This is a genomic window from Caloramator quimbayensis, from assembly GCF_900167605.1.
Lineage (GTDB): Bacteria > Bacillota > Clostridia > Clostridiales > Caloramatoraceae > Caloramator_B > Caloramator_B quimbayensis.
In genome coordinates this window covers 12289-27458 of sequence record NZ_FUYH01000008.1, presented here as the reverse complement: position 1 = coordinate 27458, position 15170 = coordinate 12289, and the positions used below count along the sequence as shown (strand labels likewise).

At 31.4% G+C, this 15170-nt stretch carries 16 protein-coding genes and 1 pseudogene; 3 read left to right on the top strand and 14 right to left on the bottom strand.

The features are described 5' to 3' along the window. Positions 1-383 precede the first annotated feature (383 nt). Complete coding sequence (locus B5D15_RS06645) at positions 384-1289, top strand: tyrosine-type recombinase/integrase (protein WP_078696343.1); 906 nt, start codon at positions 384-386, stop codon at positions 1287-1289. 260 nt (positions 1290-1549) lie between these two features. Here B5D15_RS06645 and B5D15_RS06640 read toward each other — a convergent pair whose 3' ends face one another. The 5 genes from B5D15_RS06640 to B5D15_RS06620 all read right to left on the bottom strand — a co-directional run bounded on the left by B5D15_RS06640 (position 1550) and on the right by B5D15_RS06620 (position 4842). Then, positions 1550-1750: a hypothetical protein gene (locus tag B5D15_RS06640; protein ID WP_078696342.1), complete on the bottom strand. Its 201-nt coding sequence runs from the start codon at positions 1748-1750 to the stop codon at positions 1550-1552. Positions 1751-1990: 240 nt separating this feature from the next. Continuing rightward, positions 1991-2863, bottom strand: a complete 873-nt coding sequence (locus B5D15_RS06635) for a hypothetical protein (protein ID WP_078696341.1) — start codon at positions 2861-2863, stop codon at positions 1991-1993. A gap of 227 nt (positions 2864-3090) precedes the next feature. Further along, positions 3091-3657, bottom strand: coding sequence for a PIN domain-containing protein (locus B5D15_RS06630; RefSeq protein WP_078696340.1), 567 nt, complete (start codon positions 3655-3657; stop codon positions 3091-3093). Between the two features lies 1 nt (position 3658). Further along, positions 3659-4450, bottom strand: coding sequence for an ImmA/IrrE family metallo-endopeptidase (locus B5D15_RS06625; protein WP_078696339.1), 792 nt, complete (start codon positions 4448-4450; stop codon positions 3659-3661). A 2-nt stretch (positions 4451-4452) separates the two neighbouring features. After that, a complete protein-coding gene (locus B5D15_RS06620; RefSeq protein ID WP_078696338.1) occupies positions 4453-4842 on the bottom strand; it encodes a helix-turn-helix domain-containing protein in 390 nt (129 codons plus the stop codon). A gap of 208 nt (positions 4843-5050) precedes the next feature. Between B5D15_RS06620 and B5D15_RS06615 the strand changes: the two genes are divergently transcribed. Beyond that, positions 5051-5347: a hypothetical protein gene (locus B5D15_RS06615; RefSeq protein WP_078696337.1), complete on the top strand. Its 297-nt coding sequence runs from the start codon at positions 5051-5053 to the stop codon at positions 5345-5347. A gap of 50 nt (positions 5348-5397) precedes the next feature. On the opposite strand, the gene B5D15_RS06610 is transcribed toward B5D15_RS06615, so the two are convergent. From B5D15_RS06610 to B5D15_RS06590, 6 genes and pseudogenes are all read right to left on the bottom strand, one after another. Then, positions 5398-5670, bottom strand: a complete 273-nt coding sequence (locus B5D15_RS06610; protein WP_078696336.1) for a hypothetical protein — start codon at positions 5668-5670, stop codon at positions 5398-5400. Positions 5671-5831: 161 nt separating this feature from the next. Continuing rightward, positions 5832-6563: a DUF1444 family protein gene (locus B5D15_RS06605; RefSeq protein ID WP_078696335.1), complete on the bottom strand. Its 732-nt coding sequence runs from the start codon at positions 6561-6563 to the stop codon at positions 5832-5834. 217 nt (positions 6564-6780) lie between these two features. Beyond that, a pseudogene (locus tag B5D15_RS15255) lies at positions 6781-6882 on the bottom strand (ADP-ribosylglycohydrolase family protein); the annotation flags it as partial. A 165-nt stretch (positions 6883-7047) separates the two neighbouring features. After that, a complete protein-coding gene (locus tag B5D15_RS06600) occupies positions 7048-8223 on the bottom strand; it encodes an MspI family type II restriction endonuclease (protein WP_078696334.1) in 1176 nt (391 codons plus the stop codon). 79 nt (positions 8224-8302) lie between these two features. Beyond that, complete coding sequence (locus B5D15_RS06595) at positions 8303-8509, bottom strand: hypothetical protein (protein ID WP_078696333.1); 207 nt, start codon at positions 8507-8509, stop codon at positions 8303-8305. Next, positions 8506-9852: a DNA cytosine methyltransferase gene (locus B5D15_RS06590; RefSeq protein WP_078696332.1), complete on the bottom strand. Its 1347-nt coding sequence runs from the start codon at positions 9850-9852 to the stop codon at positions 8506-8508. Before B5D15_RS06590 ends, B5D15_RS06595 begins: the two co-directional genes overlap by 4 nt. Positions 9853-10023: 171 nt before the next feature. Here B5D15_RS06590 and B5D15_RS06585 point away from each other — a divergent pair, with 171 nt between their 5' ends. After that, a complete protein-coding gene (locus tag B5D15_RS06585) occupies positions 10024-10443 on the top strand; it encodes a very short patch repair endonuclease (protein WP_078696331.1) in 420 nt (139 codons plus the stop codon). Positions 10444-11036: 593 nt separating this feature from the next. Here B5D15_RS06585 and B5D15_RS06580 read toward each other — a convergent pair. The 3 genes from B5D15_RS06580 to B5D15_RS06570 form a co-directional block, all read right to left on the bottom strand. After that, positions 11037-12521: a hypothetical protein gene (locus B5D15_RS06580; protein WP_078696330.1), complete on the bottom strand. Its 1485-nt coding sequence runs from the start codon at positions 12519-12521 to the stop codon at positions 11037-11039. 354 nt (positions 12522-12875) lie between these two features. Then, entirely contained in the window at positions 12876-13202 is a 327-nt protein-coding gene (locus B5D15_RS06575) for a hypothetical protein (RefSeq protein ID WP_078696329.1), read from the bottom strand. Positions 13203-14060: 858 nt separating this feature from the next. Next, positions 14061-15128 (bottom strand): DNA sulfur modification protein DndB, encoded by a 1068-nt coding sequence (locus B5D15_RS06570; RefSeq protein WP_078696328.1) that lies wholly within the window; start codon positions 15126-15128, stop codon positions 14061-14063. Positions 15129-15170 lie beyond the last annotated feature (42 nt).

The following is a 15170-nucleotide window of genomic DNA, read 5'->3' as shown; positions in this document are numbered from 1 at the left end:
GTATTATTCACGAATTAAGTGTTAAGTTTAATAAGCCCAGAAAGTTCTCGGGAATAACTGCTATAAGGAGAAATAATAAGAACCTAACTATTGGTTGTGGGGTCTTATTAATTCTCCTTTTGATAAGCACCTAATTTAATGAAGAAGTCTGTAGCCTTCAATACTCAAAATTATATAAAGCGTACTCAAGTTAAACTCGATTGGAAATAAAACTTGTCAACAAAAACTAAATTCTTTTTCCAATTTTCCTTAAAACTAAATAAAAACTCCCCAATAATCGCCCATTATCTCCTGAAAAATTGGAAACAAAACTTTAACGCTAACTTGAAACCTCTATCCAATATCCTTTATAGTATTAAAAACTATATGGAAGGATGTTGGTTATGAGAGATAATAAGGAATTAACTGAAAGCAAATTGTATCTTGATGAATTTTCTGCTTATCTAATGAGCATAGACAAGTCTGACTCTACAATTAAGACCTACATTGAACACATACAGGCATTTGCGAAATGGTTTGAAGAAACCAATGGTATAGACTTTAATCCTGCTACTGTAACTGAAATTGATATCAGGGATATGCGTTCATATCTGCAAGGGACAAGACATTTAAAGGAGGCAACCATTAACCTTAGGCTGGCCAGTTTAAAATGCTACTTCTCTTTTTTAGAATCAGAAAAATATATTAAACATAATCCTGCACGAAATATTAAAAAAATAAAGATGCAATCACCTAATATAGCAAAATCTCTTGATGAACAGACTTACCGTGCTTTACGCCGTCATATATATCGTGGAGGTAACAAGGCTCACATCGCTATGTTTGAAATTTTCACCAGGTGCGGGGTTAGAAATTTTGAACTTATCAATATCCGTATTGCTGACATTGATATAACTGAGCGAAAAGGGAATTTAAAAGTAATAGGAAAGCAAAATAAAGTACGTCATATCCCTCTGCATAAGGATGTTCGCGCTGCTATTAATGCTTGGATGGAAATTAGAAAGAACATTAAAACAGAATATGATAATCTGTTTATTTCTGAGCGCAAGACCCCTTACACCAGGTCAGGAATCTGGAAGATTTTTAAAAAATACTGTGAACAAATCGGGATTACAGATGTAACAATTCATTCTTTTAGGCACTACTTCTGTAGAACATTGCTCAAAAACGGGGTTGATATTTCTGTAGTTGCCAAGTTAGCAGGTCACGCTTCAGGTTTTGTTACGGCTCAAGTATATACTATCCCACGGCAGGAAGAATTGGAGAAAGCAATAGAAACTTTAGTTTAAGATTAAAAAACAGGCTTCATTTTGCCTGTTTTTTGCTATCTATAATACTTACTATTTTCTTTTCATAATACCTATTATTGCAGCAATAGTTACTATTGTGATGCACACTATTATACTTACTACTACGTATTTCAAATTCTCAACCCACTTTCTGTAGCCTTTACCCTATATGTAAAGGATTTAGGGATAAGGGGTAAGTTTTATACTTATCTCCTTATTCACTTTTCTCCTTATCCCTTTATGCCCTTACTCCTAATTCCCTACCCCTGCTGCTTTATCATCCTCCACTCTTTTCTATTATCTAAAATAACAAACCCTGTGACTATTAGAAACGGTATTATTCCCAGCCATCTGTATTCGAAAAATGTTTTTTCGAATAAATAGTAAAGCAAGAAAAATACTATATATGCAACTGCGGTTGGTATTACTATATTAAGCATAATATTTATTTTCTTTTTCATCGATAATCATCCTCTCTGTAATATAAATTTATAAGGTAATTGTAGCGCGCACAAAAAAATTTGTCAGGTCCAAATTTATAAAATTTCATGTATTTGTAATAAAGTCTGCTATAATTTTTGTCGTCTTAAAACACTTTCAATTCCTTGAAACATATGCCTTTCCCAATCTTAACTAATATACATAATATTATAGGGGTTTAGGAAATAGGAGGTTTAAGGACAATAAGGATAAAGGAGGATTTATTCCTTTATTCTATTTCTACTAAACACCATTTTCTTTAGTTCGTCTATGGTATTGATGCCTGAAACCTTCCTAAGCCACTCCATTAAAATATTCTCATTTTGTTGATTTGTAATAGCAAAGTATAGATTGTCAGGTAAAGAATCAAATTTATGCAGAAGGATTATTAACAACGAGTTCCGCATTCCCTCCTTAACCCCTGCATCTTTTATCCTTAATCCTACCTCCGTATCCATGAGATATTCCTTCACAACATCAATCCCTTTGTTTCCAGTAAATCTTGATACAACTTCGGTTATTACTGTCAAGTAAGCCAGTCGTTCTTCCTCTTCATTTAATGCTTCTATAAGTAATAAAACCTTTGATAATGCTTCTCCTAATAGCAATGAATGATACATAAATGGCAAAAATATAAGTTTCAATTTATCTATATCACTGAGCATACTACCTGAATGAATTTTTCCCTCAATTTCACTATATATTTCTTGCCCATTAAATTCTGAAAGACATATGATTTGAGCCTCATAATGTATTGAACCACTATCTATCTTCAATTTTTCCTTTTGTTCGCTTCCAGAATATAAAATAACGGTAGTCACTTGAATACCATACTTTATGCGGATATATACGTCATATATCATCATACTTTCAATATTGGGTTTAATTTTATCATTCATAAATTCAATATGAAGTATTGTTTCATCTTCGAGCAGAAGCATGAGCAACGGCTTTTTATAATTTTCTATCTGTTCCACTTCCACTATTTTCTTAACCCTTGCTAACTTTAACCCAATCCCTTCAAACGATAAACCCTTAAAGATTCTATTAAAGCATCCTTCGTCAAAACTTTCTTGTTTAAAATCTGCTCTCATAACTTTCACCTCTTGCCTTAAACTTATCTTTCAAAAATTTTCTTGCAAAAAATAAAAAAAGCACATTCTCCTTAATTACTGCCAAAACGAATTTGGCTGTATAAAGAGAATATGCTCTCCGCCTGTGTCGCTAACGCTATTGTAGCGCATATTAAAGAAGAACACAATTACATTCTAACAATCACTACTTCCATCTAACCTTATCCCTTTAACCCATATTTCTGTCTTCATATGCCTAAATATCCTTTCCAACCGTTTCTCTCAAACCTTATTAGGGCTTTTTTATACTGCTCTTCAAATGTATCCTTAGTTGGATGAGTCAATTTGCTATTAATTTCATCAAAAATATTATCTGCTTCGTTTTTTGTAATCTCTCCAAAATATGCACATAAAGCCAAAATACTATTGTGTGTAAGGGTAATGAACTCATCCAGCCACTTAAATTCAGTGTAATTATCTGATATTATTATTGGAATTCTCAACGCCTGGGCATATCCTGCGCATTCACTTTCTCCCGGACCGATTACCTTTTTCTTATCTTCGATGATATCTCTAGCAAGTATGTTTATAGATATGTCTTTCTTCCTATCTGCAATCTTGAATATACTCCCGTCTTTATGAAGGGCTTCGTTAATTATACCATAATATCTTCCTGCATTTTTCTTTATTTCAATGTCATATACAAATTGAGGAATGATGATTTCTTTAAATAAAAGTTCTAAAATGTCCAATCTGTTAACCCTGGCTAAATTAATCAGGATATCAGCATCAGATATGGCCCCGATATATCTCATGTTAATAGTCCTCTTCCTGGGGATACTCATATCCGAATTGTTCAGGAGCCAGTCCGATAAATTCAAGGCTGGTTTTCATATTCTTGTATGAGATATTCCCTCTTTCGTAGTTGGTTTTTATAAACTCGATATATTCTTTTGGCACATATGTTTCTTTTGATGGAGTTATCAAGTCTATACTGTAGCCTTCCCGTCTGGTTAAAGATTGGAGTTGTTCCATATTTTCCAGTGAACAGATGTCTACTAGTTCCTCATATTTGTCAATAGAACATAAATTAAGTTGGATAAGCCTTTTTAACATAGCCTTATAACTTACTTTAAAATAATTGTGCATTCTAATGATATGCCTTGGTAAAACACTGTCTTTATCTGCATTGACAATTTTATAAAATACTTCTTTTACATAGTCTTCAGGCATTAAAAATTCGGAAGCAAATACATCCGCTTTCGCATCTTCCTCTTTATGCTTTTGGTCATCCAAAAGGATTTTTTCTTTTCTCAGGATGTCAGCATTATAAATAATATGGTATAGTTCATGGGCACCAGTATAGCGCTCATGTCCCAAAGTAAAATTGCTGTTTAAGTAGACAATAAACTGTCCATCAAAATAGGTGCTAAATCCTGATAATTCATCTGTATCCAATGGTTTTCTTATTAGAAATGCAGCCTCTGATAGAATATCAAATATATCAGAAAGCCCTTTCCTCGCAAATTTTATTCTCACATCTTCTGCTAAATCTTTGATTTGCAGTCTGAAGGATTCCTCTGGGAGATTCAAATTATTCTTTGGCAATTTTAACACTCCTCCCATAGTGGCTTTTTCTTTTGTGGTTTAAACTCTCCATTGTATATTTTCTTTTGGTAAATGAACATCTTTATCATATCCTGGAGTTTCTCAACTTCCTCAACGGTTTTTTCCGAAAAATTATTCTTCCTGAATAGTGTAACTAAATCATCGTCTTCATCCTCTTCAAAAAGAATGTTTATATCTATATTCAGAACTTTGCATATGGCATTTAACTCCACAGCCGATACAGTCCTGTTGCCGTTTTCTATTTTACTCAATGTTTCCCTGCTCATGTTAATACCCTTTTCAGCAAGTCTTTCTACTGCCTCAATCTGGCTTAATCCCCTGGCCTCTCTAATAGCCTTTATTTTTAATCCAATAGGAATATCCTTTGACATCTTTAATCCCTCCTTTTTGTAATATTATATTACATCAATATTAGTTTTGTGTCAATATCTTATGCGTTTATGTAATATTTTATTACTATAATATTGAGTTACATCTCCTGAATTATTTTATTGATTTTAAAACTTTTACCTCAAATAATTTGATTTCTTGTGTACCTATGTCTATAATGTTTCAAACTTTCGTAAAGGAGTGGTCGAAATGATAAATTTGGAAGTTCTTAGAATAGAACTAAATTACCTGCAACAGGTTATAAAGGGTATTATAGGAGATAAGGCTTCAAGGGAAATAGGTGAAGCAATTAAATTATTAGTACTATGCTTCCTTAATCCTAAAAACTATAGCACTTTTTGCCTATTAAATCTCCAAATGATTGAACAGTATCTTAATCAAATTCATCAGAAAATGGAATCTAATGAATACAAACTCCTGATGAACAATATCCCCACCATAAGGATTTTCATGGAAAAAGTAAAAAGTGAAATACCCAAATGCTAATAAAAATAAGGCCTTGCAGGATAGATACCCCTATCCCAAAGCCTTATTCCTTAATCCCATAAATCTTGTCGCTTTTTTATAAATTTACATAAATCAGTGTTATCCATTTCTTTAAAAGCGATTGCTTTAATTATATTAGTTAAAAACACCTGATTTCCCTTAATTTCTCCAATCAAGGTATACCGAAAATCATCATTGTATGCAGTGATAAAAACCTCTGTTCCTTTATTCACTTTCATAGACTGCAACTGTTTCATGATGCAATCCCTATTTAATTCATATTTATCAATAAGAGTATCGCATTCAATTAAAACTTTATTCATACTTTCATATCTCCTTTTCATATATTACTAGTATAATATACAAATTTAAAATATCTCAACTCAAACTTTTTACTCAAACAAAATAGGAAATAAATCACCGTAAGTATCAATAAATAATACTTAACCCTTATTCCTATACTTCCTTAATATAAATATACTTTTCAAACAGATGCAATATCAAACTTCCCGTCCTTATACTGATACACTTTATCCGAAATCACATTCGGGTCTTTATCTATCATAATCAATGATTCTATAATTTTTATATATTCAGAACGATATCTAGACACAATTAATGTAGTTGAAGAGGGAATAGCAAAAAGATATTCCCGCCCTATCTTTTTGCATATCTGATTCTGTAGTGCAGTACTTAACAACAGGGTCGAGTTATAGTCTGTAGAATACTTCAGGCAAAATATATCAAGTGTCTTATCCAACTTTACCAATGGATTGGCCATCTTATTCAGATTTTCCCATGCTGCCCTTTTCATTTTGTCAAAATCTACATCATCGGTTTGCAAAATAAATCTAAAAGTTTCTCCCATGTCTGAAACATAAAGTACATCTATATCTTTAAAAGCCTGTTCCCTGTAAAATTGAATATCATTTTCCCCTTTCCCGAAATCCATGCCTTTTAGGAATGGATACACACTGTAGTAGTCAATCTTAAACTTATACTGATTTAAAATATTATAGATAATGTCAACATATATCTTTAAAGTCTTTCCATAATCCTTAACTTGCTGATATTCCCTATACATAGAACTAATAGGTATAGACATACTCGCAGGACCAGACTTTACTATTATAAAGTTACCTTCTAAAATGGCTTCTGAAAAACGTTTATTTAAATCTGATATTATTTTATTAGTAAAATCATCAAAAGTATGCATTTCCTACCTCCTCAATAACTATTTAAAACACAAAAAGCATACTCTCTTAACTTATTCCAGCATCTGCTGGCTGTGTAAGAGAATATGCTCTCCATCTGTATACTTATATTTTACGTTATACTATTAGTAAGCACAATATATGTTTTTGATTAAATATTGCCTTGTATCGCCTTTTACCCTTTACTCCTTAAATCTTATTCCTTATGAACTTGATTCTCCTTTCAATCTCATCCTTTGACATAAACTCAAGCGTTCCACCCAGAGCATCTCCACAAGCAACACCAAAAAGCCCTCCGAGTATTCGTTCATATCTGTGCATAAAATACACTTCCTTAATTAGGATTTTACAATTTCTATTTTCATCATGTTATCTTCAACTATTTGCTTATTAAAATTGAACAATAAATTCTTAACTTAAATACAATTATAGCATAACATGCAACGATAAAAGGAATCTGTTTCAAATTAACAGATTCTTTTATCGTTAGATAATTTTACCTTTAAGTTGTATTCTTTTGCCTTTACCGCCAGATGGGTATGTCCATCGGAACGGAGTTCCGAAATGTCCATCATTAATTGTTAAGATATCCTCTATGTACTCTTCTAATTTGTGAATTTTAAATTCAGATGTTTCATTTTGATATGTTATTATATAATCAGCCCACTGCGTTTCAGGATTTCCATCCCCGCCAACACCACCATATACCCATAATGATAATCTCCTATTATATTTTGGTAATTCTTTTTCTAAATATTGGGTAAGTTCTTTGCCGAGTGCTTTCAATCCTCCAAGTTCTTGGAACAGTTCTAATGTCTGTATTAACTTTTTATCCGTAATTTTTAATACATCAATAAATTTGTCAACAGGATATTCATGTACACTTACCCAATCACTGCTCGTTCTTTTACAACTAAAAGTATAATTTTTAGTGCTTCCATCATTAAATGTTACTATAAGTAACACATCTGTTTTAGGCTTTCCTCCAGAAGGTAACAACTCAATATCTCTGGTAGCACTTATTTGTTTTATAATAACAGGGTTAGTAATATTAATACTATCCATTATTTGTTTAAAATACGGATAAAATAACCCTGTTTCAAGTTCATCGATATTAGCCCATTTTGCAAAGTTTTTCTGGCTGTTTAGAATTACTTCTATCTGTTCTTCAAAATTAAGTCCCTGCAATGCTTTTTGTTGTCCTGTTATTCTATCAGCAAGATACTTCTTTTCAATCATTGCATATAATTCTGATTGACTTACTACATCATCTATGGCAGAATAAATTTGGTTATTTAATATTCTATTATAGTAAGATATTGCATTGTTGCGTTCTGAATCAGAAATATCGTCAGGATATACGATGATTGATTTTATTATTTCATCTTTTACTTTTTTAATATGATATGCGTTCCATTGTTGGATATTAATTCTGTCTGTCCGTATTGATGTAGTAGAATGTACTATCCATTTTTCCCCATCATCAAATTCAATTAAAAACTGAAAATAAAATTGCTCAGGATTGATATTCTGATATCCAGCCCTTATGGGAGTCTGGTATTCTGCTATATAACCCTTTTTCTTTAATAAATCTATTAATTCATTCAGGCTCATCTTGCCGAAATTTCCATGAATTGTTTTAGACGGATTATTGTCACTCATTTTTACACCACCTTTAAATTATTTATATCATTAAAATTTTATCAAATAAGTATAAAAAAAGAAACCCTTAGTCATTAAACTAAAGGTTTCTTTTTTTATTTCTTACTTTATTAGTTATTTTTAACATTTCATCTATTGAATTTCTTAAATCTTTATCTTGTTTATCCCACCATTCCCAGAATGCATCCTCAAGAATCTGATTTTGGTTTTTATGAAGAATTGTACTAAGATATGACAATGTATCCGCTAATTCGTCAGTAAAAGTAAGTGTAATTTTCTTTTTCATACTACACCTTCATCCTGTATGGGTCTGTCTGGGAATATGGAATTAAGAGTCTTCACAATTTCCTTTGCTATATTATAAGCAAGTAGCGGTGGGATAGCGTCTCCTATCTGTTCATACCTGTCCTGTTGCGGGTCACTATGGAATTTTACATATGGCCCCATAAAAATATACCAGTCAGGGAAACTTTGTAATCTTGCGACTTCCCGTGGAGTCAAAGCCCTGTTTAAACAGGGGTGTATCATTTCATCAAGACAGTGAGACGTTACTGTAAAACTTGGTTCATCTTCCTTTAATCTTCGATTTCTTGCAGCATAAAGTTTCTTTGGAAAATACTTTTTTATTAAATCTTCTTGATTGTTCTCCTTTAATCTTTTATATGCAGATTGCATATCTTCTCCCTGTTTTATCAGAGACATACGCATTCTCATGCTTTCTTTATGATTTACTGCTTTATGGCTGCTAATAGCCCCAATATTATAATTTAAATGAGCAGGAGCAGGTTTACTGATACCATGCATGATTTTTAAAAATTCTAACCTTGTCGGATTTGTAACAGTATTGATATCAAAATCGTAGACTTCAGTTTCTTCACCTGAATCTATTTGAGGTAAATCCAAAATTGCATCTGCAACTGTTACATATGAATTTCCTGTACCTGGGCCATGAGTAGGAGCAGGATAATTAAACCGTGCGTTCTTAAATTTTTCATTTATAGCAACAAGAAATAACCGCTCACGGTTTTGTGGTACTCCATAGTCAACTGCTTTTAAAAGGACTGTATCTTTATCCCTGCTTACTAATCTATATTTAGGAGCATTCTCTAATCTTCTTTCAAATTCATCACATATTGCCTCATACATTTTTCCAGGAATTCCATCCAATTTTTTTGAAAATAATCCTTTCACATTTTCAAATAAAATCATCGCCGAATCAACTTCTCTTGCGATTCTTAATATATTCATGAACAGATAATTCCTGTCATCATCTTCTTTTCTGTCTCCAGCCATTGAAAAAGATTCACATGGAGCACCACCTGTAACGATATCCACAGTATTAACACCAAAGCGTTTATTTAAAATCTTTTTAATTAAACTGCCTTCAACCTTATTAATATCACCATGAATCAATAAGGTTCTGTCATTAGGCTTAAAATAAGTTTCGGCATCTTCAAGAGTCCCGTTTAAATATTTTTCCAAATCAAAAATATCAGCCCCATGAGTTACTGCATAAGTCTGAACTGTCCAATCACTCCATTCAACCGCAATAAGCGGCTTTATTCCAGCCCATTTAAAACCTGTACAGAGTCCACCTGGGCCACTGAACAAATCTATAGATGTGTACATATTGAAGTCCTCCTATGTTATGTAATATTTAAGATAAATTCTACAACAAATATTTATTCTTGTCAATAAATACATATTACTTAATTATGTATTTCTGTATTTCTGTGCTTAAATAAAAACTTAACTTTTTCTTATAAAAGTAGTATAATGATGAAAATGGAGGAATGATACATGGATGTTTTAACCCCTGAACAAAGAAGAAAAAATATGCAGGCTATAAAAGGCAAAGATACAAAAATCGAAATAATGCTTAGACAAAAATTATGGGAAAAGGGATATAGATATAGGAAAAATTATAAAAACCTACCTGGTAGACCAGACATAGTATTTTTAAGACTTAAAATTGCCATCTTTTGTGATAGTGAATTTTGGCATGGATATAATTGGGAAGATAAGAAAAAGCGCTTAGGTACAAACAGGGAATTCTGGATTAAAAAGATTGAAACCAACATGGAAAGAGATAAAAAAGTTAATGAAAAATTGATTTCTGATGGATGGATAGTATTAAGATTTTGGGAAACGGAAATTAAAAAGAATCCCGATAATTGTATTAAAATAATAGAAGAAGCAATACAACAAAGAAAAAAATAATGAATAAAACCTCTGTTTGAAGTGATTTTATTCATTATTTTAAAAATTAGAATTAAAATGTTTTCTAAATTAACATATAATAAGATTATTATATTGTTTTATTTAATGTATATTTGTTTTCAATGAGATTTTAGGCACTATACTTTTATAAATACTGATGTAAAACACAAATTCCTTTATGTATTTTATGTTATCTCCTCTGGTTTTCTCATCAGAAACTATTAGTAATAAGATTTATTACTTTAATCTCTATAGAAAAAGCATATATCGCTATGAAATACGCTTCATTTTAATCCCATATCTTTGATAAATAAACTATTTCTAGTTGGTTGTTGTCCAGTGCATTAAAATAATCCAAAATAGTCTCAAAGTCTGTATCTTTTATTCTCACAACGTCTCTAAACCAATTTAAGTTATCACGATAAAAATAATCTTTTTTAGAGTTTTTATGCATCTACATCTCATTCTGTAAAATAAAGACATAGGCTAATTGCTGTCAAACACATTTGCAATTCTCCCAAAAGAGAATTGTGATACGGCTATTCCCCTTTGAGAGAAAAGATGATTTTAACTTCGAACCTCTTTAATTTGTCCTAACTTACAAGGCTTGTATCGGTAAATCGATTATTATTTTGTGCAAATATTCTAATACCTGCTGTAACTGAATTATTGTTGATAAAAAGAATATCCAGTTTCTTTTTCCTCACTATATTAATTGTCTTATAGAAAAGCGCATGGGAACAATATGCAGTATTAAAATATATTCTCTCAGCGTTTTCAAGTACTTTAGTGTCATAGTTCAATTCATGCGCTTCTATGAATTTGTAGTGCGGGACAATTGATTTCATATTCTGCTGCCACTGAGGGCTGCCCCCTATAATTACTCCTTTTGTCACTTTTGGTATATCATTTATTATTTGTTCTTCATTAGCATAATGATTGCCTTGTAGCAAATCTTCTATAACTGCCTTTAACGCTTCATTTTCTTCTTTATATCTTTCTATCGTGCCTGCCATTTCTTGGATACTCGATTCATATTGTCGCTTAATCTTTATAATCTCTTGTGCTTCATGTTTATTTTGCTCTTCTTTCATTTTTCTTAGTTCTTCTTTCAATTGTTGGTTTTCAGATATAAGTTTTTCATTAATTTTCTCTTGCCGCTCAATTTTATTGCTTAAATTAATCCAGTCAATTAAATCATTTTTATATAATTCAATATAGGCTTTATATAGCACTCTATATTTTTTTATCATTCCCTGAAGAAATCTGGCAGATATTATAAAATCTATCATTTCTCTTTTCCTAACATCATCATCTAAAATTTCATCAAATAGATATTTGGAACTGATTGCATATATATTTAATAGTTCTTTATCCTCATCATTTAAATTCATTGATGCAGAATATTCTCCTAATTCATCATTTAAACTAATATTATAGGTTTCAAGTAAACCGAACAGGGCATTAAACATATTTCTATTTTTATCTACAATAAGTCTTTCTTCTAAGATTTTCTCTTCGTTTATTTGGTTTATAATTCTTGTGCAACTTTCGTCAAGAATTGTGTTAAATTCGGTTAAAACAGGGTCATCATCAATTATCGAAGAACGCCATTTATAGAATTCTCGTGCGAAACTTCTACCTTCATTTGTTTCATATGAAACTTTCTTATTGTGCAAAAATCCTAATAAAACAACAATATAAAATGCATACATTTCAAAAGATTCTGCTACATATTCTTTAATTTTAGCAACATCCTCATATATAATTTTATTACAGTCCCTGATATAAGAATAAAGTTGTGGCCATCCTTCTTGTAAAATTTTGTCATAAAAGTATTCCCCATTATTAGATAATAGCAAAGCCGTGAGTTTTATCCCGTAATTTAACATTGACTCAGGAATCATGTTAAATCTTTTATTTTTAAAGATTTTATTTTTTAATATCACTTCATCATAATCAGTTTTACTTGCATTGTATTCTTCATCTATTAAACTATAAACCTTAGTGTTTCTTAAAATACTTACAATAATTATAGGATAATCGTTTGAATTGATAATATGTGAAATATTTGTCATTGACATTCTCCTTTCCTTTTCTTACTAAAGTGCCATACCAAATTTTCCTATAATAAAATTTTCTATTACTGCTTTGACTCTGTTTTTGATTGAATACCTTTATTAGGGACAGTATCAGACTTTTAAAGCCTGATACAACCCTGTTTGCATTATGATATCATTCACCTTACTATTTAATTAATGTTTTTTACTTTTTCCTTTTTTTATTGTATAATCTGTTATAGGTAGTTTTATAAAGTACATATTTTATTTACAGAAGGAGCATTTTGCCGAATGCTGCCTTCTATTTTTTAAGATTCCTATTTTATTTTCCATGTAACCTTTCCCTCCACTAATGATTAAGTATATTTTCTATTAGTCTAAACGCTGCGCGGAAATGTAAACTGCACCTGCAAGTTCTTCTCCCAACACATTTACAAAATATCTTTCAATCGCTTCGGTATGCGCAATTCTCTCTAACCAGTTACATACATCGCATGGCTCTAACGGAATAATATCTTCATGTTCCTCATATTCTGTATATTTTCCGCCTGTATAATATAAAAACATGTCTCCATTCTCAGTCTTATAAAGCCTTTCAAGATGATAAAAGTCATCGTCTTTTTCACGGCCATTCCAATATTCTCTTATCAATTGAGCAGTTTCAGTATTATACACTTTGTTGTTGATAAACTTTTTCATATTCATCTCTCCTCTAATTTTGATATTGATTAATAAATTTTTTTATTTGATTTCCTATATCAAAGGTGTATTTGCAAAATGCCTCTCATTTTTTCTTTATTAGGTGCTCTAATATCAATCACAAAACCACCTCCCTTGTAACCTAATATAATTAGAGCAAAATGTATTTCTAAAAACAGAGAGGTGCAAATTTTTAAATTTTATTTGAACCATTTAACCCCTACATTATAAGCATAGCACATACAATTTTTGGTTATTTTTATAAGCATTTTCACCCCTCTATTGATAGTTTAACATATAAGAAAATTGAGATTTTTTTTAACCATATCTCCCTTCACTACTAAGCATAACATATAAAAAATAGGTAACCTCAATTTTATATAGGTCTATAGTCCTATTTTTATATTACTTTTTTCCTAATTTATCTATTTGTCTAGAAAATTCTATGGAAGTATGTGGCAATATGTTATTTTGAATTTTATATTAAAAAACTGCCTACTTTTTTATCAGTAGACAGTTTAATAAAAGAGGCATTAATGATGAAGCCCTTACTTTGCTGAAGCATTTTATATATAATTAATTATTCATGTCAAGTATATTTTTTCTCTAAAATTTATCTTAATCTCCTACCTCTTACCCCTAATCCCAATCATTTAACCCTATAAATATATGTATATTAGTGAGTCAGGGTAAAGGATTATGGATTAAGGGTTTGATAGATTTTTTATGCGATAAAATATAATCATGCATTAAATATCAACCTTATAACTAATTCCTTAAACCTTTCCCCTCTCTGACCAAAAAGGCTGACAGGTTAGTATACTACAACTACCCGACAGCCTGGTTAAAAAATGTAAATTATTCAGTCTTTTCGTTTAATAGTTTTTTAAACATTCTTTCTATCTTGCTTTTAAACTTCTCCCTGCTTTCACTGGTATTAATAATAGAATAACCTCTTTCCTTTCCTCTTTTAATAACATCTCCGTACCACTGCTTAGAGCCTTTTGATAAATCTAGTTCATTAACTAATGGTAAATATTCTTTCCAATTCTCCTTTTCCCTTATAACCTTGCTTATCGCCACATATCCATAGAACATAAAATTTTCGCCTATCAGCGATGTCTCTTTGCTCTGTACCCTCTTTTCGTAGTTGTAAAGTTCAGGAATAAGGTTTATCAATTCATTGAAAAACTCTGTAAGGTATTTAGATAATTCCATCGCCTGAACCCTTGTCTCTAAATCCTTGTAAACTATCTCTATAGCATTTACAAGGGTAGCAAAGGTTACGATATGTCGTTCATCGTTTTTCGGTATGGAATTCCTTACCACTTCCACCCTACCAGCCAGGTCGCTGTTTTTCATAAGTTCCTTGACAATAATGTTGGCAAGGCCTGTCTGATTAAAGTATTCTGAACGGCTGGAACTTATTTTAAGCCCTTGGGAGAACTGATGGAACTGCTGCTGGGCAGTCTGCACATCATAATTAGTGATTTTTACAGGGAATTTAAGTTCAGTTAAATCAAAGGCTGTATTCTCTTTGTCATTTGATTCTAAAATCATTGCTAATGCTCTTATCCTGTGTTGTCCATCGGAGATATTGATTTCTCCGTTTACATTAAGATTTCCCTCGTCATCAAGTTCAATCTTTTCACTGCCGTCCGCAAGTATATTCAGGGTAATCATATCGGTAAAATACTGCCCACTTAACATGGATTCATAAATTTTTTTCACATTTGCTTTGCTGTACACAGCAACCTCTACTTCACTATTATCCTTTCCCCTTTTAACCTTTGTTCCTCTTTGTATCTCTGGATTGTAGGTTATTATCCCGTCCCTCCACATCTCTGCTAATTCCTGTCCATCAATTACTGTCTGGTATTCCTTTTCGCCTATCTGACTCACATTCCTGAATACGTATTCTGACATATGCACTTTTCCTCCCTTATTTCTGCATTTATAATAATACAG